The sequence below is a fragment of the Cupriavidus sp. 05L310 genome, assembly GCF_056398185.1.
In genome coordinates this window covers 15,603-34,725 of the sequence record NZ_JBFTOX010000036.1, presented here as the reverse complement: position 1 = coordinate 34,725, position 19,123 = coordinate 15,603, and the positions used below count along the sequence as shown (strand labels likewise).

Here is a 19,123-nt window from a genome sequence, read left to right as displayed (position 1 = left end):
CAGCGAGTCCAGCCGCCATGATGTTCCGTCGCCAATCCTTGTTCGCCATCCTCATCGCGGCCATCGCCGCCACGTCTCCGGCCGTGCTGGCCGCCGCGGCCGACGATGGCCCGGCATACGGGCCGGAACTGCAAGGCTTCGACTACCCGGCGCCGGTCCGGCAGTTCGCGTTCACCTCGCAGGGCGAGGTGATGCATATGGCCTACATGGACATCAAGCCGGAGCACGCCAACGGCCGCACCGCGGTTTTGCTGCACGGAAAGAACTTCTGCGCGGCGACCTGGGACGGCACCATCAAGGTACTCAGCGCGGTCGGCTATCGTGTTATCGCGCCTGACCAGATCGGTTTTTGCAAGTCCAGCAAGCCGGCGCGCTATCAGTACTCCTTCCAGCAGCTCGCGCGCAATACCCACGCCTTGCTCGAATCGGCCGGCGTGGGCCAGGCCACGGTGATCGGCCATTCGACTGGCGGCATGCTGGCCATGCGCTATGCGCTGATGTACCCGCAGCAAACGGAGCAGCTTGCGCTGGTCAACCCGATAGGCCTCGAAGACTGGAAGGCGAAGGGCGTGCCATCGCTGTCGGTCGACCAATGGTACGCACGCGAGCTGGCCACCAGCGCCGACAAGATTCGCGGCTACGAGCAGGCAACCTACTATGTGGGCACGTGGCGTCCCGAGTACGAGCCGTGGGTGCAGATGCTGGCGGGCATGAACCGCGGTCCGGGCAAGCAGCAGGTGGCCTGGAATTCCGCGCTGATCTACGACATGATCTTTACGCAGCCCGTCGTGTACGAGCTGGGCGCGCTCAAGACGCAGACCCTTCTGCTGATCGGCGACAAGGACACCACGGCGATCGCCAAGGACGCCGCACCGCCCGAAGTCCGCGCGAAAGTCGGCAACTATCCGGCGCTGGCGCAGCTCACCCTGAAGGCGCTGCCGAATGCGAAACTGGTCGAGTTTCCGGACTTGGGCCACGCGCCGCAGATGCAGGATCCCCAGGCCTTCCACAAGGCGCTGCTCGATGGGCTTGCGGCATTGCCCGCGAGCCGGTAGCGCGAACCGCGGGAGAGCGCCGGCAAGTCGCCGGCAGGTAAAGTGCCTCGGCCTGCTTGCGGCACGCGGGCTATGCCTGCTCAATCCATGGAGCGTGCTCCGGCTGCTGGCCATCAGGCAGGGACCGGCAGGGCCGCTCAGAGCATCATCAGCTTGATCGGCTTGGTCAGTGTCTGCCTGGTGGTGGCATAGCCGGCCCAGGGATCCTCCTGCCGCGCGCGGAGGCGTTCGTGCAGATTGGTGACGGTCCACCGCGCGCTGGATTCGATGCTGTCCAGCTCGTCCCAGTCAAGTGGCACGGAAACGCCAAGCCCGGGACGCGCCCGCGCGGAAAAGGCGGCCGCCGTGGTGGCGCCGAAACCGTTGCGCAGGTAGTCGATAAAGGTCTTGCCGACGCGGTTGCGGGGCCCGCTCCTGGCTACGAAGCGTTCCGGCACGATGCTGGTCATGTGCAACACGACTTGCCTGGCGAATTCCTTGACGGTCTCCCAGTCGTGGCGCGCGGAGATCGGTACTACTACGTGGAGGCCCTTGCCACCGCTGGTCTTCAGGAAGCTGCGCAGGCCCAGCTCATCCAGCACGGTTTTCATCATCGCGGCGCCTTCGCGTACGTGGTTCCACGGCACCCCTTCGCCGGGATCCAGGTCGAAGACCACCCGGTCCGGCCTGCCAAGCGCGCGCTTGTTGGCATTCCATGTATGGAACTCGATCACGTTGAACCGGGCTGCCGCGACGATGCCCGCTTCCGTGGCAATTTCAAGCAACGGCGGATGGTCCGGCCATAGCGCGGGATCGAGTGTGTTGATGCCGGGCATGCGCAATGCATCCCCATGCTTCTGGAAGAACAGCTCGCCGTCGATGCCGCTGGGGCCGCGCACCAGCGCCACGGGCCGTCCGCGCAGATGCGGCAGCAGCAGCGGGGCGATGGCCTCGTAGTACCCCACGAGGTCGCCTTTGGTCAGTCCGGTCGAAGCATCGATGACGCGCCCGGCATGGCTGATGCGCGCGCGCGGTGCGGCAGATGCTTCGGGCGTTGCCTTGGCTGTCCCGGTGGAGCGTGTCGCAGGCTTGTTCTTGTGCTTCCGCTTGCCATCCGGCCCGATCTGCGCAGCGCGTTCCACCGCGACCGCGGTGGCCGGCTTGTCGGTGCGCAGGCCGTGGAATACGGCATGGCGCACACGGCCTTCCTGCGTCCAGCTGCCGAAGGAAATCTCGGCCACGAGCTTTGGTTTCACCCAGTGCGATGGCATCCTGCCTGCCGGCTGGCCCGCGTAAGCGGAATCCAGCGGCGAGGCATCCTGCCGCAGGGCAACGAGCCTGCGCGAAAGGCTGGACAACGTATCCGCATCGAAGCCAGTCCCGACCTTGCCGGCATAGCGCAGCCGCCCGCGCTCGTCATGCACGCCGAGCAGCAGCGCGCCGATCCCCTGGCGGGAGCCGGCGGGATCGGTATAGCCGACCACCACGAACTCCTGGCGCTGCGTGCACTTCAGTTTGATCCAGGCGCGTGAGCGTGTCGACACGTAGGGCGCATCGGCACGCTTGCCGATCACGCCTTCGAGCCGGAGTTTGCAGGCAACCGGCAGCAACTCGGCGGCGCTGGCCTCGAAGCTCTCGCTAAAGCGCAGGTGATCGCAAGGCCTGGCTGTCAGCGCGCGGCGCAACATGTCCCTGCGCACGGATAGCGGCACCTTGCGCAGGTCGAAGCCGTTGCAATACGGCAGGTCGAACAGGAAGTACCGGATTTCGTCGAGTTGCGCGTTTTCAAATGCATTCTGCAGGGCCTGGAAATCGGTCCTGCCGTGCTTGTCGGCGATCACGATCTCGCCGTCGAGCCAGCCGGACTGCAGGCCAAGGCCTGCGACAGCCTGCGCCAGTCCGCGCAGCTTGCTGGTCCAGTCGTTGCCGTTGCGCGTGAACAGGCGCACCTTCTTGCCTTCGACGCGGGCGAGCAGGCGGTAGCCGTCGAACTTGATCTCGTATAGCCATTCGTCATCGGCCGCCGGTGGTTTGTCGACCAGGGTCGCCAGTTGCGGTGCCAGCATGAGAGGCAGGGCGGCCGACCTGGCGGCGGACGGCATATCGTCGGGACCCAGGGAGGCCGTGGCCTGGCTGACGGCACGCGCGGACTTGCGTTCCGCGTTTTGCGCCAATCTGCCCGCTGGCTTCGCGCTGGCTTTGCGCTTGCCGGGCAGCACGCTGTCGGGCAGTGCTTGCACGATGTCGAATGAAGCCGCCGCGCGCGCTTCTTCGTCGCGCTCCTTGATCAGCAGCCAGGCGGGCTTGTCCGCATCCTGGTCGCGCCTTGCGTCCATGCGTACCAGCGTCCAGTGCCCGTGCAGTTTTTCTCCATGCAGGGAGAACTTCAGCTTGCCTTCGCGGTATCCCGCATGCGGGTCGCCGGTGGGCACCCAGGTGCCGCGATCCCACACGATGACCTTACCCGCGCCGTATTGCCCCGCAGGAATCACGCCCTCGAAGGAGCCGTAGTCGAGTGGATGGTCCTCGACCTGCACAGCCATGCGCTTGTCGGCGGGGTCCAGGCTTGGCCCCCTGGGCACCGCCCAGCTTTTCAGCGTACCGTCGAGTTCCAGGCGAAAATCGTAGTGCAGGCGCCGGGCCGCGTGTTTTTGCACAACGAAGGACAGCCTGGCGGCAGGCTTGACCTTTGTCCCCCTGGGCTCGCTGGTGACGCTGAAGTTGCGTTTCTGGCGGTATTTTTCCAATGGTCCTGGCATCTCGTACACCTTGGAAGGCAGGTCAGCGATAGTCCGCGCAAGGCGGCCGGGGGAGCGGGGGAATCAGCCCGGCCGCCAGGGTTGTGCGCAATGCGACGCAGCAATCGTGCCCGGCACATCTGAAGATGTTAGCCAAGGGAATGAATCCTGCATGGAGACGGGGCACTTACGCTTGTGCCGCGCCCAAGGCGCGCGAGCGGCCCCGCCTGCCAGGCCGCGGGCAGGCACTTACCGGACAAGGATCCCCCAGTTTGTATTTTCTACAACCCCCGCGGGCCACGGTTTGCAATATATGCCACGCTGCCGCCGCTTTGATAATGTCCACGATAGCCAGGAAGCCATCGGCCCGCCAGGCATGGCAGGTGGCGCTCGGCATTGCCGCCGTCGCACTCGGCCTGCGGGCAGGCGTCGCCTGCGCCGAGGTGGCCGAGCCGGCGTCTTCCGTGGAGGCGGCGCAGTGCGGGGATCTGATCGCGATCGTGCGGGATAGCCTGGATAGGGAGGTGGCGGTGTCTTGTGCCCGTTCCGGCGCTTCGTCGTGCAGCGAGCGCAAGCGTCCCCTGCTTGCCATCACGACGTATATCCAGCAGCGCACTGCCGCCGGCAGCGACGATTGCGAGACATTGCTCGAGGTGAATCGCCGGCTGCGCGCGTTGCCCGCAAGGCACTGACAAATCCTGTCCACGACAAGCTGTCGCGCTGCGGCCCGGGCGGTGCCGCATTGCCATGGCGGCTAGCCAGATGCCGGCAGAGGGCGTGGCGGTGCTACCATTCGCGCTGCTTGCCAGCGTGGGCATCATGCCCAGGCGGCGGACTTCGACCTTTGCAGGGGAATCTGGATGGATCCGACAGTAGTGATCAGCACCTTCGAACGCATTGCCAATGACGAGACGGTCGAGCTATCGGTGGACGACGCCGTGGCGGGGCTGGCAGCGCTGCTAGCCAGCGAGGCGTTTTCCGACGCGGCGCGGGCGCTGCTGGAAAAGGTGGGCGCCACGCTCTATCGCGTGAGCGTGGACGGCCACCAGGACTAAACGGCGGCTGCTCGCACGGGTGGAGCGGTGCCGTCTCAATAGACGGGCGCCTCGCCATCCGGGCGGTGCTTGAAGCGGCGGTGCACCCAGTAGTATTGCTCCGGCATGGCGCGCACCTGGGTTTCCAGGAATGCGTTCATGCGCAGCGCGTCGGCCTTCTCGTCGCCCGAGGGATAGCCCGCCATCGCATCGAATATCTTCAGCTTGTAGCCGCGGTAGCCGGGCAGGACCGAGGTTGTGAACGGTATGACACGCGCACCGCTAAGCGCGGCGAGGCGGGATACCGAGGTAAGCGTGCAGGCCTGGACGTTGAAGAACGGCACGAATACCGAGTCGCGCAAGCCAAAGTCCATGTCCGCGGCGAGCATCAGCGGCGTGCCGGATTTAAGCGCCCGCAGTGCCTGCCGCACGCTGCCGTTGCGCGGGATCATCTCGGTGCCGAACCTGCCGCGCTGCTGCCTAGCCAACTGTTCCAGCAAGGGGTTGGACATCTTGGAGTAGAGCGAGGCCACCGGGTGCCTGGTCGAATAGAACATGCAGCCGGCCTCGATCGCCACGAAATGGAACCCCAGGAAAATGGTCGGGCCGGCGTCGGCATTGCCGAGTTCGATGGCGGAGTCCAGTTCGACGAGGTCGTTCAGCCTGCCGGCGTCGCCATACCATTGCACGCCGCGTTCCAGGTAGCTCCGAATCACATGGCTGAAATGTGCCTCGCCCAAAGCATGCCGGTGCGACTCGCTAGCATCCGGAAAGCACAGCCGCAGGTTGGTCTGCACGACGCTGCGGCGCCGGCTCGGAATGCGATAGAGCAGGGCGCCAAGGCCCATGCCGATACGTGCGCACACGCTGTAGGGTAGTGCGGCGAGCAAACGCAGCAGGCTGATGGTGAAAAAGAGTCCGATGCGCTGGATCATCCAGGTCCTGAAAGATTACCGCGCCGCGTGCTTCGCGCCGCCGCAGCGCGGTTTGCGCGGGCGTGCGGCACGGTCTCAGTGAGATCGCGGCAGTGAGTGGTGAGGGCCAGCGGGAGCAGCGTGCCGACGACGATGGGAAATGGCCCTGCCGGCCTATGTCACCGCAGGTCCTGAGCCAGCGTTTGTTGCAGGGCAAGTTGCCAGCCCTGCGTATCGACGTTCTTTTCGTCGCGGTAGATCCAGCTGGTGGCGCAAGCCTGGCACACGAAAGTGCTGATAGTGCTCGCGGGGCGGCGTGGCACCTTGATGCGCTGCGTGTCGGTGATCCTGAGCATGGCATGCCCCGGCGAACCACCGCGGTTGGCTTCGATGGCGAGGCAGGCTGGGCAAGGCGACATGCGGAATCCGGCAGCGGTAGGTGGGTGACTGTAGCACGTTCATGTGGCCACAAACCGTCGCGGGCGAGGGGTGCCCGGACGCTAAATCGGGCCCACCCGCCATCCTTGGCGCACTTTCTTTGCGGGCACGTTGACATGCCCCTTCCATGCCTGTATTGTTGTTGATGCAGGATCTTTCAAGCGGTTACTCAGATGTTATGGATCGTCCCTCCAAGCGGCGGTTCGTTTGCTCCATGTTCCTTCCTTGATCGTCATGCCTGGTGAGCAACAGGCTCATCCAGAACTTTTAAGGTTTAAAGGATATCCAGCATGGAAACCGGTACCGTCAAGTGGTTCAACGACTCCAAGGGCTTCGGCTTCATCACCCCTGACGCAGGCGGCAACGACCTGTTCGCGCATTTCTCGGAAATTCAAGGCGGCGGTTTCAAGTCGCTGCAAGAAGGCCAGAAGGTGCGTTACGTCGCAGGCGTTGGCCAAAAGGGCCCCGCAGCGACCAAGATCGAGCCGATCTGATCGAGCCGAATCGAATCGCCTAGAAAAAGCCCCGCCTAGCGGGGCTTTTTTTTTACCGACCGGGAATCAGCGAGGCGCCTGCGCCAAATCATCATGCCTGTGGTCGAATCCATCCTTCTTGCCGCCGTCCGGGTCTCGTCTTTCGACGGCCAGCAACCGCTCACCAATGCGAGTGGCTTTTTTTTCGAGCGCGACGGGCGGCTCTTCGTGGTGACCAGCCGCCATGTGCTGCTCGACGAGCCGAGCAAACATCACCCCGACCGCATCGAGATCGAACTGCATAGCCAGCCGGAGAACATGGCCGACTCGATCGGCTTTTCGATTCCGCTGTACCGCGATGGCCTTGCGGTCTGGCGGGAAGGCGAGGATGGCGGCGGTCCGGTCGACGTCGGGGTGGTGGAGCTGGAGCGCAAGGCGCTGCCGCCGAAGCTTGTCTACAGGGCTTTCACGCCGGAGCACCTGGCGCGGCCGTCGGACCACGTCGAGGTGGGCGATTCGCTGTTGATCGTGGGATTCCCGCTGGGTTTTCATGATGCGCTTCATCATCTGCCGGTGGCGCGCCAGGCGGTGGTCGCATCCGCTTACGGATTGCGTTTCCAGGGCCAGGGTTTTTTCCTCACGGATGCAAGGACCCATCGCGGCACGAGCGGTGCGCTGGTGGTCTCGCGCATGCGCGATGGCCGGGGCGAGAAACTGGACCTGCCGTGGATGCTGCTGGGTATTCACTCTGCCCGCTTCGACGTGGGTTCGCGCGACCTGGCGGAGGACGAGGTGCTCGGACTGAATTCGGCCTGGTATGCGGACATGCTGCTGACCCTGACCGAGCCGGCGAAGGCGGCGCCAGCAAGGACGGCTCCGGGCGCGGCCGCACCTGTTGCCGCCACGCCAGCCACGCCGTCCGCCGGGTCGCCTTCCCCGGCGCCTTCCATATCTCCAGAGCCGCCAAAATAAAGGTGATGATGCTGCGCCTATAGGAGTAGAGTGGGGATCAATGTAACTGCGGAGCGCATCATGGACGCCAATCCGATTGCCAGCTACAAAGGGTTCGATTTGTACCCCCTCGTATTCAAGCATGCGGTGGTGCGCACGTGGCCGGAGCGCAGGCCCGACAGGACCTTCGATGCCGCCGTTGTGATCTGCCGGGAAGGTGGTGAACCCGAGGGCGAGAAAGCCCGTACTTTCCGCCTGGATACAGTGCCTTGGGACAATATCGGTGCCGCGCGCCGTGGTGTCGTCCGATACGCCGAGGACATCATCAACGGCGCGATCCCCGGGCAATCCGTCGTATCGCTCTGACGCCTGTCGCGATATGCGGCAGGGTCCGCTGTGGTGCGAGGGTGGAGCGGGTTCGCCCGCCGCGGCTGTATCGCCCATCGGCCAGGCGACGGGCCGCTTATGCGCCTGGCCGGTGCCATGATAGATCTCGTTGCCTTCGTGAAGCCCGTGCTTGATGAGATCACCGGGCAAGATGTCAGGACCTGGATGACAGGACAGCGCGTAGTCACCGCGAACTGGCAGATCCCTGATGCCGGAAGCCTTGCCTGGTCCGCCAGGACGCTTGAAATCGAGATGGCGCAGGAAGTCGCGGAACAGCTGAGCAGTGCCGACCAGCGCGCCTTATATCAACTGCAACGCAGCCTTGACCGGTTTTTGCGCGCACGCCTTGGTGTCCATTGCAAGCAGGACAGGCCAGGGAAAGCGATCGCGATTGTCGTCGATCGCCTGATGGCTCCCTAGCTTGCCCCGCGTGGCCGCGCAATGGGTCCCGGCATTGTCCAGTGTGTGCGAATTTTTACGAGGCCCGCATCGGCGGCATCCAGCCGCCTGGAGCACTACATGAACAATACGCCTTCCGCCAGCTACAAGGGATTCGACCTCTATCCCCTGGTGTACAAGATTCAACCCGCGCAATCGTGGCCCCGGACCAAGCCTGACCGCAGCTTTACTGCGTCGGTGGTCATTTGCATCGAGGGTCATCGGCCCGGCAGCGAACGCACTCGCGTGTTTCGCCTGGAAAGCACGCCGTGGGAGAATATCGGTACGGCGCGCAGGGGGGCCGTGAAGTTCGGCGAAGATATTATCAACGGGCTGATACCCGGTGAGTCGGTGACCACGCTGTAAGGGTTGTGCCGGAGATGATTCCGGCGCAGCGGCGCGGCGTTGCCCAGTGCGACGTCCGGTGCGATGCCCGTGGCGTCGGGTCTACCTGTCAAATATTGCCGTGCGCATCGCGCCGGCCCGAGGGCGCATACGTCATGAACAAGGTTGCCACACCATCCAATTTCCTCTGCACGCTACCGGGGCAAGGCAAAGGCATCGCCTACCACGTGGCTGTCAGCTTTCTGGACTCCAGCCATCCGACAGGCGTGCGTTTCACCAGCTTCGTCGGCGACGGCAGGCGCTCGTTCGGGGTTCAGGCCAGGGAGGCAGCCCTGGCCGGCACGGCCGTCGACAGCTTCGAGGCGTTGTGCCGGCTGGCGATCGGGCAGGCGATTCGTGACAATTTGTATGACAAGGCCGGCGAGGGAGACTTCGTGCTGGACCTGGACGCGGAACCCTGGGAGGGCGAATTGCGCCCGGTCGGCTCTCGCGTTGGTGCCAGCGTCCCACGCATGCGTTTTCCCGGCTGAGCTTCCGCCGCTCACGGCGAAGGCACGGGCGCGTTGCGCGCCGTGGCCAGGCGTAATCGGAGCTTAGACCCCGAACGCCGGGCTGCCGAAGCGTGCCAGCAGCGTTTCGATCAGTGCCATGTCTTCCGTGCGCGGCGTCCTGTCTTCGGTTGCGCGCGACGGGCCGCAGTAGGTGGCGGCGACATGCCTGCGTACGGTAAGCACTTCATCGGCCGGGCGTTCCACCGTGACCTCGGGCCCAGGCACGTGGCGGTAGCTTCCGCCTACCCAGCCGCCCGGCGTCAGGTGCATCTCTTCCCATTCTTCGCTGATCGACATGTTTCTTCCTTTCATAAGAGAGTTGGGAGGGGGCCGCGGGTCTACAGCCTGACGGCGCGGCAGCGTGTCTGGCCTTGGTCTCAATACTTGTGACGGTAATTGATGCGGCCCTTGGTCAGGTCGTAGGGCGACATTTCCAGCGTCACGCGATCGCCGGCCAGGATACGAATGCGATTCTTCTTCAGGCGGCCGGACGAATATGCCCACACCTGGAAACCATTTTCCAGAATGACGCGGAAGCGGTTGTCCGGCAATACTTCCGATACTTGTCCACCAAATTCCACCAGTTCTTCTTTAGCCAAGGATGATCCTTTTGCAGCAAGTGCTGCTGCACATTAGGTTTAGACGCATGCGGGTTGCTTTTATGTGGCCGGCTTATTGCAGGCGCATGCCGGCAGCGACGCTCTCGGCCGCGCGTCGGGCGGCCTGTTTTGCCTGGGCTTCGGTGCCATGCGTGGCATGGCGCATCGAAACGTTGGCAACGATGCATTCGGAGCCGTTCTTGTATTCGGCGATCAGGTAGGTCGCAAACCACACGCCTGGCTCTTGTTGGATTGGGTACACCGATACGGTGTACGGATTGCCGCTGTTGCTGCGGTTGATGCCTTGATTGAAGCTTTGATTCAAAGTGCTGCCCTTGTGCGGGCGGACGATCTGAGGCAACGTTGAGCGCATCTCATGATGCGCCGCGTGCTCTCTTGGGGCGATCGGTCGCCGTGATTGAGTTGCCAGCCGCGTCAGGCCCGGCGCTGTTGCGCTAGGAAGGTGGCTGGTGATGAGTGGACCGTGCTTGCGCAGGCTGATGCGCCAGGTACATGCGCACAGGTTGCGGAGCGGACATGCCGCCGGGTCGGAAGGGTGATGGGCGGTTGCCGCCCTGAACGAATCGGGTGTACGCCCGACAGGCCGCCGTTAATGTTCTGATGATGTACGGCGACCGGCACGTTGGCGCCGATGACTAGATGCGGTCGGCAAACGGCCAAGACTGGCAATGATACCATTTTCCGTCTATCGGCGCTTGCGTCCGGATTTGGGCGTACGATAGGCAAGGCGTTGCGCGTGGCGCCGCTTGCGGCACTTTCGTGGCGAAGCGCCGCCAATCGTATCCCAGGGATGCCGGGGCCGGGCGCCGGGCAGGCCGCAACAGCGCGAGGTGGACGATGCCGGAGAGTTTTTTCTATAAGGGGCACTACGTCAACTTCGAGCTGACGCAGCGCACCTTCGGTCAATGGCACTGGATCTACACCCTGGACACGCACGGCCGCTTCGAAAACCAGGGCAGCGCATTCGGCACCCGCGAACTGGCCAAGGCCGACGCGCTGGAAAACGCCAAGGCACGGATCGAGCGCCTGGTCGAATAAAGTCCTGAATCCCGTCTGCAACGCATTCCGGATTCAGCACGCCAGGCGCTCGCCCGCCTTATTTCCCTTCGTTGGGAATGTTGTACTGCTCGCGCAGCGCGGTCGTGAAAGGCCGGATCTTCTCCAGGCAGGCGGCGCTGTCGCCGCCTTCCATGGTCGAGAGGTCCCAGTTGCATCCGCCTGCATCCGGCGCCTGCCAGCATACGTCGCCAAAGCAGGCACCGTTGCACTCCGTCCATTTTTGCTGCTCTGCGCGGATCATCGCGCGCAACTCCGCCTTGTTCTTGATTTGTCTTTCCATGGTCGTCTCCTGTGTTTTCGTGGGGAAGTGTTGCCGGGCGTGGCTGCGGCTGTGCCGGTCAGGGCGGCCGCGCGATGGACTGCAATTCCGGGCGAATCGAGGGGCCGGGGCGAAGTCCGTGCGTGGATGCCGCGTCGTGGAAAGACGCCGGTGGGGCATCGCTGGAGCGCGCGGGCATCGGACGGGAGAAACAAGCGCGGGGCGGGATTACTTTCGTTTGACGAAGGTGGACATATCGTCGATGACGGTCCTGGCATAAGACACGGCCAGGTCGATGGCATCGTGCGGCGTCTGCGCGATATGCTGGAGCAGCGGGGGCACCAGCCTGAGCGAACCGCTGTCGCCGCTGACCTGGGTGATGGTCACTGTCGCGAGAAATTTCGCCCGCGCGAGTTCGGCATCGGGACTGTCGTCGAACGAGCGACGCACATTGGCCGAAACCTTGAACCCCTTGTAGATCGCATGATTTTGAGACATGTTGATCTCCTTTCTTCAACGAGCATACGCTGTTTGCCCGGTGGTGTCCGATTTACTTTTCCGCATAATGGAAGGCGATGCTGTTATCGCGCGATAGCGATAACGAATGGCGATTTTCATGGTGCGAAACGCTTCCCGGTGCGCGTGATAATTCCCTGAATGCGGGAGTAAGCGGGTATGCTGGATCTGCCGCCTGGCAAGCAATGCAGTAACCACTCGTGGAGCATCACCATGGCCAAAGGTCAATTACGCGGCAATCGCGAAACCAAGAAGCCCAAGCAACCCAAGAAGCCGGTCGCCCCTGCCGCCCCGTTCGGTGCAGTCCAGTCGCGCGTCGGCAATGATGGCGCAACGGGCAAGAAGAAGTAATCTGGACGGGACTGAAGCGGTGCGTCGGCCGGACCTTGCCATTCCTGCCCCTTGGCGGGAGGCCCGGGTGCTGCCGCTATGCGCGCGCCCAGCGCCTGGCATTGCTTGATGAAGCGACGTTCGCTAGTCAGCTGTCAGGGCGTTCAAAAATAGCGGGAGTGCAAGATGAGGCGTGACATGTCCTTCGCGGACCGGGTGCTGTCAGCACTGCGGTCCGACAGCCAGGCGATGATGACGGATCTTCAACTCGCCAAGGCGCTGGGCAATGCCGAGGCATCCAAGCTAAGTCACCATTTGCTGCTGCTTCAGGATTCGGGCCTGGTGGCCAAGACGGCCACCTCCGGATGGCGCCTGACCTGGGCGGGACATGACCGCGCGGAAGCGCACAGTGCGTCGTAGCGGGAACATGACCGGCCGTGCCGCCGGAGAGCATATTGCGCGCGATAAAACGACAAGGCCCGCAGCCATGGCGGCACGGGCCTGAAAACGCTATCGCATCGCTGATGCTATTTCTTGTCGGCGGGTTGCTCGGTTCGCGGATCGAACTGGCCGGGCTGGGAGGTCCGGCCTTTCTCGCCGGGTTGCTGGAAGTGCGTCTTCCAGGGCGTGGCCGGCGTTTTCCGCTGACCAGGCGGCCTGGGACAATAATTCATGAAGTACCCCCTCGGTGACCGACAGTGCCGGACCGGCACCTCCTCAGTGTAGGCGCGTGCCTGTGCTTTCCCTAGCGCTGTTACCAGTCAGGCACCCGCCGGCCCGTGTCATTCCTCCTGGAATGCTTCCTCGCGCTTGGCCTTGATCGACGGCAGCGCCACAATGCAGACCAGCAGCGCCGCGGCAATCAGCAATCCCAGCGACAGCGGACGGGTCACGAACACCGTGAATTCGCCACGTGAAAGCAATAGCGCCCTGCGGAAATTCTCCTCCATCATCGGCCCCAGCACGAACCCCAGCAGCAGCGGCGCGGGCTCGCACTTGAGCTTGATGAACAGGTAGCCGATCACACCGAAGCCAGCCGCCGTGAATACGTCGAAGGTCTGGTTGTTGACCGAGTACACGCCGATGCAGCAGAAGGTCAGGATGGCCGGGTACAGGAAGCGGTAGGGCACCTGCAACAGCTTGACCCAGATCCCGATCAGCGGCAGGTTCAGGATGATCAGCATGAAGTTTCCGATCCACATAGAGGCGATCAGGCCCCAGAACAGCGCGGGGTTGCTGGTCATGACCTGCGGGCCCGGCTGGATGTTGTGGATGGTCATCGCACCCACCATCAGCGCCATCACCGCGTTGGGCGGAATGCCCAGCGTCAGCAGCGGGATGAAGGAGGTCTGGGCTGCGGCGTTATTGGCCGATTCCGGACCTGCCACGCCCTCGATGGCGCCCTTGCCGAACTCATGCGAGTACTTCGAGGTTTTCTTTTCCAGCGAGTAGGCCGCGAACGAAGCCAGCGCAGCACCACCGCCCGGCAGGATGCCCAGCGCGGAGCCAAGGAACGTGCCGCGCAACACGGCAGGCGCCATGCGCCTGAAGTCGGCCTTGGTCGGCCACAGGTTGGTGACGTGATCGGTGAAGGTCTCGCGGTGCTCCTTCTGTTCCAGGTTGGCGATGATCTCCGCGAAGCCAAACATGCCCATGGCCAGCGCGACGAAGTCGACGCCATCGGTCAGTTCCGGAATGTCGAAGGAGAAGCGCGCCGCGCCCGAATTCACGTCGGTTCCGACCAGGCCCATCAGCAGCCCCAGCACGATCATGGCTACCGCCTTGGGCAGCGAGCCCGAGGCCAGCACCACGGCACCGATCAGGCCCAGCACCATCAGCGAGAAGTACTCCGCGGGCCCGAACTTGAACGCCAGTTCCGACAGCGGCGTAGCAAATGCGGCAAGGATCAGGGTAGCCACGCAGCCGGCAAAGAACGAGCCCAGGCCGGCGGTGGCCAGCGCCACGCCCGCTCGCCCTCGCCGTGCCATCTGGTAGCCGTCGATGGTGGTCACCACGGACGACGATTCGCCCGGCAGGTTGACCAGGATGGCGGTGGTGGAGCCGCCGTACTGCGCGCCGTAATAAATACCGGCCAGCATGATGAGCGCGGCCACCGGCGGTAGTGTGTAGGTCACCGGCAGCAGCATGGCGATGGTGGCCAGCGGCCCGATGCCGGGCAGCACGCCGATCAGCGTTCCCAGCAGGCAGCCGAGGAAGCAGTAGCCAAGATTTTGCAGTGTCAGCGCCGTGGAGAACCCAAGGGCCAGGTGTTCGAATAGTTCCATGAGGCTGTCTCCCTCGCCTGCAGTGAAACCCGGGCGGAGCATCCGCCGTAAGGCGGAGTCCGCATGCCAGGCCGCGCGCTGTGTTTTGAATTGGCGCGCGAATCGGAGGACGCCGGCGCAGCGGGTCGCTGTGCAGGTTTCCCCCGCAGATCGTCATCGACAGCAGGTGCGCGCACGTCGGGCGCGCCTCAATGGCTTACCAAGCACGGTAGGCTTGCGTGCTTTCATCCGGCTTTCAGCGGACGCCGCTGCGGGTATGTCCCGATGCATTCCGATGCGCCGCGAGTGGCGCTTGCGGTTCCCGCATGACCGAAACACCGACGCCCCGCGCAAAAGACGGGGCGTCGTCACATTGCCGCCGGCCAGCCAGCCCGGCAGGCGGGCTGCCCTTCCGCTTACTGCTTCATTGCATCCTTGCCCATGGCGTCCTTGCTCATGCTGTCCTTACTCATGCTGTCCTTGCCCGCCTTGTCCTTGCTCATCTTGTCGCTGCTCTTCTTCGTCTTGTCCTTGCTCATCGCGTCCTTGTTCATGGTGTCCTTTGCCATGCTGCTGTCGTTGGCCATGGGAGCGGCATCCTTCTTCATGGCGTCCTGGGCGAAGGCGTGGCCCGCAAACAGCATGGTGGTTGAGAGCAGGGCGGTTGCGAACAGTTTGTTCATGGTGTTCTCCTTGGGCTGATAGCCGGTGTGCAAGCCGGCACCATGCCGGCCAATTTCAAGCGGATCAGGATCCGCCGAACCAGTTGTATCCCTGGTCTTCCCAGTAACCGCCGGGATACGTGTTGGTGACGTACAGCGCCATGATGTGCTTGGGGTTCTTGTAGCCAAGCTTGGTCGGCATGCGCAGCTTCATCGGAAAGCCGTACTTGGGCGGCAGTGTCTGCCCGTCGTAGGTAAAGGTCAGCAGCGTCTGCGGGTGCAGCGCGGTGGGCATGTCGATGCTGGTGAAGTAATCGTCGGCGCAGCGAAAGCCCACATACTTCGCGCTGGTGTCGGCGCCCACGCGATGCAGGAACTCGGAGAAGGGCGTGCCGCCCCACTTGCCGATGGCGCTCCAGCCTTCCACGCAGATATGCCGGGTGACCTGCGAGGTTTGCGGCAGCGCGTAGAGCTGCTCGAGCGTCCAGGACGCCTTGCGTGCCACCAGGCCACCCACTTCCAGGCGGAAGTCGCCGGCGTCGACCTCGGGCACTTCGTCTTCGCCGTAGAAAGCATTGAACGGGAAGGGCCGCGTGATGCGGGATTCGTCGTAGGTAGGCGCGAGCCGGCCGGGATCGAACAGCCAGCCTTGCACGCGATCGTTGAAGCGCGATACCGCGGTAAGGAAGCGTTCCACCGAGGCATCGTCGGTCAGGCTGCAGCCGGTCAGCATCGACAGGCCGCCCAGCGTGACGGCGCGCTTGGCGAACAGGCGGCGCGAGGGCATATCGAGTTCGCGCACGGCATCGTGCAGGATCAGGTTCCGGTCGAGCGTGACGATGGGTTTGGGTTTGTTCATGGTGATTCTCCGCGAGGCGGCTCTCTGGATTCGGCGGGATGGCGTTCAGTGGCCGCGCAGCATGATCAGCAAGGTCCGCGGCACCAGCGCAACCATGGCCACATGCACGGCGGTGAACAGCACAATGGCGCTCATGCACACGAAATGGACCCAGCGCGCGGCGTCGTAGCCGCCCATCAGCTCGCGCAGCAGCGGGAATTGCACCGATTTCCAGATCGCCAGGCCGGACAGCACCGTCAGCACGATGACCAGCACCACGCCGAGATACATGGCCTTCTGGGCCGCGTTGTATTGGGCCAGGTCCGGGTGCGCCAGCCTGCCACGCAGCGCCGCGGCCACATCGCGCAATGCCTCGCGCACCGACAGCGGCAGGAAGCGGCGGCGGAATCGTCCGGTAATGACGTTCATCAGCAGGTAGAACAACCCGTTGGCGACCAGCAGCCACATGGCCGCGAAGTGCCATTGCAGCGCGCCGCCCAGCCATCCGCCGAGCGTGATGCCCTTGGGGAAGTGCAGGCCGAACAGCGGCGATGCGTTATAGATGCGCCAGCCGCTCATCACCATGATGATGATGGCGATGGCGTTGAGCCAGTGGGTCAGGCGTACCCATGCCGGCTGGCTGGGGGCGGACGCATGTCCGTGGCGGCCGGGCGCGGGCCGCGATAGCTGGGAGGCAGTATCCACCGTCGTTCTCCAATGTTCCCGTGGCGGCAGCGCGTGCTGATGCAAACGGTTTGTGTGCCTTTGTCGACGGTGGCGGCACGAACTTACACGCGAAACGGGAAATTTTTCTGGCACGCGGGCGCGTCGGCAATGGGTATCCCAAAAGTCACTCGGCTGGCTCGGCAGAAGGAAGAACGGACTGTCGGGCGACGCATGGGCGGCTACCCACGCTTCACAGTAGCACCGTGCCGGCGGGACACCAAAGGTAATCCCTGCCTGGCCGCTCCGGCCTGGGAAGTCCGGCCGCGGGTGCCGCTACAATGCTGGCGGGCAGCGCGCCCAACGCAACGCTGCGCGTGCTGGCTTCGGCCGCGCCGCGCCATCCGTCTCCCAGCCACCATCCACGGACCCAGGATCTCCGCATGCCTCTGACCGCCGAGCAGCTTATCGAATACATGGACTTCGCCACTGGCCTTGCGCAGGCGGCGGGAAACGCCAGCCTGCCGTACTTCCGTAGCGCGCCTGCGGTGGAGGACAAGGGCGGCCGCCGCTTCGATCCGGTCACCGAGGCCGACAAGGCGGCCGAGCGCGCCATGCGCGACCTGATCCGGGCACGGTATCCGGAGCACGGCATCCTGGGCGAGGAAGAAGACCGCGTGGCCGGCAGCTCGCCACTGACCTGGGTGCTCGACCCCATTGACGGCACCCGTGCCTTTATCACCGGGCTGCCGCTGTGGGGCACGCTGATCGCGCTCAACGATGGCCAGCGTCCGGTGCTCGGCATCATGGACCAGCCGTTCACGCGCGAGCGCTTCAGCGGCGACGGCCGGCAGGCCTGGCTTAACGGCGAGCTTCTGCGTACGCGGCCTTGCGCCGACCTGTCGCAGGCCAAGGTGATGTGCACCACGCCGGAAATGTTCGACGATGCGGCGCAGTTCGCCGCGTTCCGCCGCGTGGCCGATGCCGCCAGGATGCAGCGCTATGGCGGTGATTGCTACGCCTATTGCATGGTCGCCGCGGGCCATGTGGATGCGGTGGTGGAAGCCGGCCTGAAGGCCTACGATGTGCAGGCGCTGATTCCCATCGTGGAAGGCGCCGGGGGCGTCGTGACGAGCTGGACCGGCGGCGACGCACAGCAGGGCGGCACCGTGGTGGCCTGCGGCGACCGGCAATTGCACCAGCAGATACTGGCGCTGCTGAATGCGCCTGTCTGATCACGTCGAAGGCCGCGTGTGAGGATGCAGGGCTTGCTATCATGCTGGCCGCGACATCCGGCGCGGGAAAAGCCATCCCGACCCGGACTTAACTATGCAGTAGGGAAGAAACCAGAAACATGATGTCAAACGCTTGCGGCCTCGATTTCGGCACGTCCAATTCCACGGTGGGCTGGTGCCGGCCGGGACAACCCACGCTGTTGCCGCTGGAAGATGGCAGGTTCACGCTGCCTTCGGTGATCTTTTTTCATTCGGAGGATCCGCTGGTCAGCTACGGCCGGGCCGCGCTCGGCGACTACCTGGCAGGCTATGAAGGCCGGCTGATGCGCTCGCTGAAGAGCCTGCTGGGCACTTCGATGATGGAAGACAGCACCGAAGTCATGGGCCAGGCCATGCCTTTCCGCAAACTGCTGTCGCATTTCATCGGCGAACTCAAGCAGCGCGCGGAGACCTCGGCCGGCGCGGGTTTCGACAAGGTCGTGCTGGGGCGCCCCGTGTTCTTCATCGACGAAGACCCGAAGGCCGACCAGCTTGCCGAGCAGACGCTGCGCGAGATTGCCGCGGACGCCGGCTTCAAGGACATCGAGTTCCAGTACGAGCCGATTGCCGCGGCCTTCGACTACGAAGCCACGATCTCCCGCGAGGAACTGGTGCTGGTGGCCGACATCGGTGGCGGCACCTCGGACTTCTCGCTGGTCCGCCTGTCGCCAGAGCGCGCCGGCAAGACCGACCGCCGTGGCGATATCCTGGCCAATGGCGGCGTGCACATCGGCGGCACGGATTTCGACAAGAGCCTCAGCCTGGCGAGCGTGATGCCGTTCCTGGGGCTGGGCAGCGAACTGCGCAACGGCAAGGCGATGCCTTCGGGGCAGTATTTCGACCTGGCCAGCTGGCACACCATCAACCTGGTGTACACGCGCAAGGCGTGGTCGCACGTGATGGACAACTATCGCGATGCGGCCGACAAGGTAAAGCTCGACCGCCTGATCAGCCTGATCAAGCAGCGCGCCGGCCACTGGCTGGCGATCCAGGTGGAAGCGGCCAAGATTGCCTTGTCGGGCGAAGCGCAGACGCAACTCGACCTGGGACGTATCGCGCCGGGAGAAACCATGGCGATCACCCGGGTGGACTTTGACCAGTCCATCGGCAAGCTGGTCGGCAAGACCGAGGTAACGGTGCAAGCGATGCTGCGCGATGCGGGCGTGCAGGCTGACGCGATCGACACGGTGTTGTTTACCGGCGGCTCGAGCAGCGTGCCCCTGCTGCGCGAGCGGCTGTCCGAACTGATCCCGGGGGCGCAGCGGATCGAGGGCGATTTGTTCGGCGGCATTGGCTCCGGCCTCGCGCTGGATGCGCGCCGCAAGTTCGGCTAAG

At 64.1% G+C, this 19,123-nt stretch carries 26 protein-coding genes; 14 read left to right on the top strand and 12 right to left on the bottom strand.

Annotated features, from left to right (window positions below):
* Positions 1 to 17 precede the first annotated feature (17 nt).
* Positions 18 to 1,055: an alpha/beta fold hydrolase gene (locus tag AC1DS6_RS24920; RefSeq protein ID WP_477103365.1), complete on the top strand. Its 1,038-nt coding sequence runs from the start codon at positions 18 to 20 to the stop codon at positions 1,053 to 1,055.
* A gap of 137 nt (positions 1,056 to 1,192) precedes the next feature.
* Here AC1DS6_RS24920 and ligD read toward each other — a convergent pair whose 3' ends face one another.
* A complete protein-coding gene (ligD, locus tag AC1DS6_RS24915; protein WP_477103364.1) occupies positions 1,193 to 3,793 on the bottom strand; it encodes a DNA ligase D in 2,601 nt (866 codons plus the stop codon).
* 317 nt (positions 3,794 to 4,110) lie between these two features.
* On the opposite strand from ligD, the gene AC1DS6_RS24910 reads away from it, so the two are divergent.
* Positions 4,111 to 4,464, top strand: coding sequence for a hypothetical protein (locus AC1DS6_RS24910; RefSeq protein WP_441635073.1), 354 nt, complete (start codon positions 4,111 to 4,113; stop codon positions 4,462 to 4,464).
* 168 nt (positions 4,465 to 4,632) lie between these two features.
* Positions 4,633 to 4,827: a hypothetical protein gene (locus AC1DS6_RS24905; RefSeq protein WP_477103363.1), complete on the top strand. Its 195-nt coding sequence runs from the start codon at positions 4,633 to 4,635 to the stop codon at positions 4,825 to 4,827.
* Between the two features lie 35 nt (positions 4,828 to 4,862).
* Here the strand turns inward: AC1DS6_RS24905 and AC1DS6_RS24900 are convergent, their stop codons facing one another.
* Positions 4,863 to 5,741 carry a lipid A biosynthesis lauroyl acyltransferase gene (locus AC1DS6_RS24900; protein WP_441635069.1) on the bottom strand — a complete coding sequence of 293 codons (879 nt, stop codon included), beginning with the start codon at positions 5,739 to 5,741 and terminating at the stop codon, positions 4,863 to 4,865.
* A gap of 158 nt (positions 5,742 to 5,899) precedes the next feature.
* A complete protein-coding gene (locus AC1DS6_RS24895; protein ID WP_441635067.1) occupies positions 5,900 to 6,139 on the bottom strand; it encodes a hypothetical protein in 240 nt (79 codons plus the stop codon).
* Between the two features lie 309 nt (positions 6,140 to 6,448).
* Here AC1DS6_RS24895 and AC1DS6_RS24890 point away from each other — a divergent pair, with 309 nt between their 5' ends.
* The 6 genes from AC1DS6_RS24890 (at position 6,449) to AC1DS6_RS24865 (ending at position 9,282) form a co-directional block, all read left to right on the top strand.
* Entirely contained in the window at positions 6,449 to 6,652 is a 204-nt protein-coding gene (locus AC1DS6_RS24890; protein WP_006157950.1) for a cold-shock protein, read from the top strand.
* Positions 6,653 to 6,751: 99 nt separating this feature from the next.
* On the top strand, positions 6,752 to 7,603 hold the full coding sequence (locus tag AC1DS6_RS24885) for a trypsin-like peptidase domain-containing protein (RefSeq protein ID WP_441635096.1): 852 nt from the start codon (positions 6,752 to 6,754) through the stop codon (positions 7,601 to 7,603).
* Between the two features lie 60 nt (positions 7,604 to 7,663).
* On the top strand, positions 7,664 to 7,948 hold the full coding sequence (locus AC1DS6_RS24880) for a hypothetical protein (RefSeq protein WP_035860860.1): 285 nt from the start codon (positions 7,664 to 7,666) through the stop codon (positions 7,946 to 7,948).
* A 99-nt stretch (positions 7,949 to 8,047) separates the two neighbouring features.
* Positions 8,048 to 8,389 carry a hypothetical protein gene (locus AC1DS6_RS24875; RefSeq protein WP_441635065.1) on the top strand — a complete coding sequence of 114 codons (342 nt, stop codon included), beginning with the start codon at positions 8,048 to 8,050 and terminating at the stop codon, positions 8,387 to 8,389.
* A gap of 99 nt (positions 8,390 to 8,488) precedes the next feature.
* Positions 8,489 to 8,773 (top strand): hypothetical protein, encoded by a 285-nt coding sequence (locus AC1DS6_RS24870; protein ID WP_035860866.1) that lies wholly within the window; start codon positions 8,489 to 8,491, stop codon positions 8,771 to 8,773.
* A gap of 134 nt (positions 8,774 to 8,907) precedes the next feature.
* A complete protein-coding gene (locus AC1DS6_RS24865; protein ID WP_441635063.1) occupies positions 8,908 to 9,282 on the top strand; it encodes a hypothetical protein in 375 nt (124 codons plus the stop codon).
* 63 nt (positions 9,283 to 9,345) lie between these two features.
* Here AC1DS6_RS24865 and AC1DS6_RS24860 read toward each other — a convergent pair whose 3' ends face one another.
* The 3 genes from AC1DS6_RS24860 to AC1DS6_RS24850 form a co-directional block, all read right to left on the bottom strand.
* Complete coding sequence (locus AC1DS6_RS24860) at positions 9,346 to 9,600, bottom strand: hypothetical protein (protein WP_035860870.1); 255 nt, start codon at positions 9,598 to 9,600, stop codon at positions 9,346 to 9,348.
* A gap of 80 nt (positions 9,601 to 9,680) precedes the next feature.
* Entirely contained in the window at positions 9,681 to 9,902 is a 222-nt protein-coding gene (gene infA, locus AC1DS6_RS24855) for a translation initiation factor IF-1 (protein WP_006157957.1), read from the bottom strand.
* Positions 9,903 to 9,975: 73 nt separating this feature from the next.
* Complete coding sequence (locus tag AC1DS6_RS24850) at positions 9,976 to 10,263, bottom strand: isochorismatase (protein ID WP_441635061.1); 288 nt, start codon at positions 10,261 to 10,263, stop codon at positions 9,976 to 9,978.
* Positions 10,264 to 10,760: 497 nt separating this feature from the next.
* Between AC1DS6_RS24850 and AC1DS6_RS24845 the strand changes: the two genes are divergently transcribed.
* Positions 10,761 to 10,961 carry a hypothetical protein gene (locus AC1DS6_RS24845; protein WP_035860872.1) on the top strand — a complete coding sequence of 67 codons (201 nt, stop codon included), beginning with the start codon at positions 10,761 to 10,763 and terminating at the stop codon, positions 10,959 to 10,961.
* A 58-nt stretch (positions 10,962 to 11,019) separates the two neighbouring features.
* Here the strand turns inward: AC1DS6_RS24845 and AC1DS6_RS24840 are convergent, their stop codons facing one another.
* Both AC1DS6_RS24840 and AC1DS6_RS24835 read right to left on the bottom strand, forming a co-directional pair.
* Positions 11,020 to 11,262 (bottom strand): hypothetical protein, encoded by a 243-nt coding sequence (locus tag AC1DS6_RS24840; protein WP_276288522.1) that lies wholly within the window; start codon positions 11,260 to 11,262, stop codon positions 11,020 to 11,022.
* Positions 11,263 to 11,469: 207 nt separating this feature from the next.
* Positions 11,470 to 11,739: a hypothetical protein gene (locus AC1DS6_RS24835; RefSeq protein WP_035860875.1), complete on the bottom strand. Its 270-nt coding sequence runs from the start codon at positions 11,737 to 11,739 to the stop codon at positions 11,470 to 11,472.
* Between the two features lie 177 nt (positions 11,740 to 11,916).
* On the opposite strand from AC1DS6_RS24835, the gene AC1DS6_RS24830 reads away from it, so the two are divergent.
* Positions 11,917 to 12,108, top strand: a complete 192-nt coding sequence (locus AC1DS6_RS24830) for a hypothetical protein (protein ID WP_441635058.1) — start codon at positions 11,917 to 11,919, stop codon at positions 12,106 to 12,108.
* A gap of 177 nt (positions 12,109 to 12,285) precedes the next feature.
* Complete coding sequence (locus AC1DS6_RS24825) at positions 12,286 to 12,507, top strand: hypothetical protein (RefSeq protein ID WP_035860877.1); 222 nt, start codon at positions 12,286 to 12,288, stop codon at positions 12,505 to 12,507.
* Between the two features lie 362 nt (positions 12,508 to 12,869).
* Here the strand turns inward: AC1DS6_RS24825 and AC1DS6_RS24820 are convergent, their stop codons facing one another.
* From AC1DS6_RS24820 to AC1DS6_RS24805, 4 genes are all read right to left on the bottom strand, one after another.
* Complete coding sequence (locus tag AC1DS6_RS24820) at positions 12,870 to 14,372, bottom strand: tripartite tricarboxylate transporter permease (protein WP_477103362.1); 1,503 nt, start codon at positions 14,370 to 14,372, stop codon at positions 12,870 to 12,872.
* Positions 14,373 to 14,767: 395 nt separating this feature from the next.
* Positions 14,768 to 15,034, bottom strand: a complete 267-nt coding sequence (locus tag AC1DS6_RS24815) for a pentapeptide MXKDX repeat protein (RefSeq protein ID WP_441626568.1) — start codon at positions 15,032 to 15,034, stop codon at positions 14,768 to 14,770.
* Positions 15,035 to 15,098: 64 nt separating this feature from the next.
* Positions 15,099 to 15,872: a molybdopterin-dependent oxidoreductase gene (locus AC1DS6_RS24810; protein WP_477103361.1), complete on the bottom strand. Its 774-nt coding sequence runs from the start codon at positions 15,870 to 15,872 to the stop codon at positions 15,099 to 15,101.
* 45 nt (positions 15,873 to 15,917) lie between these two features.
* Entirely contained in the window at positions 15,918 to 16,556 is a 639-nt protein-coding gene (locus AC1DS6_RS24805) for a cytochrome b/b6 domain-containing protein (RefSeq protein WP_477103360.1), read from the bottom strand.
* Positions 16,557 to 16,957: 401 nt separating this feature from the next.
* Here AC1DS6_RS24805 and hisN point away from each other — a divergent pair, with 401 nt between their 5' ends.
* Together hisN and AC1DS6_RS24795 are read left to right on the top strand one after the other, a co-directional pair.
* Positions 16,958 to 17,749 carry a histidinol-phosphatase gene (gene hisN, locus AC1DS6_RS24800; protein ID WP_441626562.1) on the top strand — a complete coding sequence of 264 codons (792 nt, stop codon included), beginning with the start codon at positions 16,958 to 16,960 and terminating at the stop codon, positions 17,747 to 17,749.
* A gap of 119 nt (positions 17,750 to 17,868) precedes the next feature.
* Entirely contained in the window at positions 17,869 to 19,122 is a 1,254-nt protein-coding gene (locus tag AC1DS6_RS24795; protein WP_441626560.1) for an Hsp70 family protein, read from the top strand.
* The last annotated feature ends 1 nt before the right edge of the window (position 19,123 follow it).

What these genes read in the sequence shown, in the direction of transcription:
- AC1DS6_RS24895 (WP_441635067.1), bottom strand. Translation starts at nt 6,139, where the DNA reads ATGTCGCCTTGCCCAGCCTGCCTCGCCATCGAAGCCAACCGCGGTGGT.
- ligD (WP_477103364.1), bottom strand. Translation starts at nt 3,793, where the DNA reads ATGCCAGGACCATTGGAAAAATACCGCCAGAAACGCAACTTCAGCGTC.
- AC1DS6_RS24880 (WP_035860860.1), top strand. Translation starts at nt 7,664, where the DNA reads ATGGACGCCAATCCGATTGCCAGCTACAAAGGGTTCGATTTGTACCCC.
- AC1DS6_RS24825 (WP_035860877.1), top strand. Translation starts at nt 12,286, where the DNA reads ATGTCCTTCGCGGACCGGGTGCTGTCAGCACTGCGGTCCGACAGCCAG.
- AC1DS6_RS24890 (WP_006157950.1), top strand. Translation starts at nt 6,449, where the DNA reads ATGGAAACCGGTACCGTCAAGTGGTTCAACGACTCCAAGGGCTTCGGC.
- AC1DS6_RS24795 (WP_441626560.1), top strand. Translation starts at nt 17,869, where the DNA reads ATGATGTCAAACGCTTGCGGCCTCGATTTCGGCACGTCCAATTCCACG.
- AC1DS6_RS24860 (WP_035860870.1), bottom strand. Translation starts at nt 9,600, where the DNA reads ATGTCGATCAGCGAAGAATGGGAAGAGATGCACCTGACGCCGGGCGGC.
- AC1DS6_RS24900 (WP_441635069.1), bottom strand. Translation starts at nt 5,741, where the DNA reads ATGATCCAGCGCATCGGACTCTTTTTCACCATCAGCCTGCTGCGTTTG.
- hisN (WP_441626562.1), top strand. Translation starts at nt 16,958, where the DNA reads ATGCCTCTGACCGCCGAGCAGCTTATCGAATACATGGACTTCGCCACT.
- AC1DS6_RS24835 (WP_035860875.1), bottom strand. Translation starts at nt 11,739, where the DNA reads ATGTCTCAAAATCATGCGATCTACAAGGGGTTCAAGGTTTCGGCCAAT.
- AC1DS6_RS24910 (WP_441635073.1), top strand. Translation starts at nt 4,111, where the DNA reads ATGTCCACGATAGCCAGGAAGCCATCGGCCCGCCAGGCATGGCAGGTG.
- AC1DS6_RS24815 (WP_441626568.1), bottom strand. Translation starts at nt 15,034, where the DNA reads ATGAACAAACTGTTCGCAACCGCCCTGCTCTCAACCACCATGCTGTTT.
- AC1DS6_RS24810 (WP_477103361.1), bottom strand. Translation starts at nt 15,872, where the DNA reads ATGAACAAACCCAAACCCATCGTCACGCTCGACCGGAACCTGATCCTG.
- AC1DS6_RS24875 (WP_441635065.1), top strand. Translation starts at nt 8,048, where the DNA reads ATGCGCCTGGCCGGTGCCATGATAGATCTCGTTGCCTTCGTGAAGCCC.
- AC1DS6_RS24865 (WP_441635063.1), top strand. Translation starts at nt 8,908, where the DNA reads ATGAACAAGGTTGCCACACCATCCAATTTCCTCTGCACGCTACCGGGG.
- AC1DS6_RS24870 (WP_035860866.1), top strand. Translation starts at nt 8,489, where the DNA reads ATGAACAATACGCCTTCCGCCAGCTACAAGGGATTCGACCTCTATCCC.
- AC1DS6_RS24840 (WP_276288522.1), bottom strand. Translation starts at nt 11,262, where the DNA reads ATGGAAAGACAAATCAAGAACAAGGCGGAGTTGCGCGCGATGATCCGC.
- AC1DS6_RS24905 (WP_477103363.1), top strand. Translation starts at nt 4,633, where the DNA reads ATGGATCCGACAGTAGTGATCAGCACCTTCGAACGCATTGCCAATGAC.
- AC1DS6_RS24920 (WP_477103365.1), top strand. Translation starts at nt 18, where the DNA reads ATGATGTTCCGTCGCCAATCCTTGTTCGCCATCCTCATCGCGGCCATC.
- AC1DS6_RS24830 (WP_441635058.1), top strand. Translation starts at nt 11,917, where the DNA reads ATGCTGGATCTGCCGCCTGGCAAGCAATGCAGTAACCACTCGTGGAGC.
- AC1DS6_RS24820 (WP_477103362.1), bottom strand. Translation starts at nt 14,372, where the DNA reads ATGGAACTATTCGAACACCTGGCCCTTGGGTTCTCCACGGCGCTGACA.
- AC1DS6_RS24845 (WP_035860872.1), top strand. Translation starts at nt 10,761, where the DNA reads ATGCCGGAGAGTTTTTTCTATAAGGGGCACTACGTCAACTTCGAGCTG.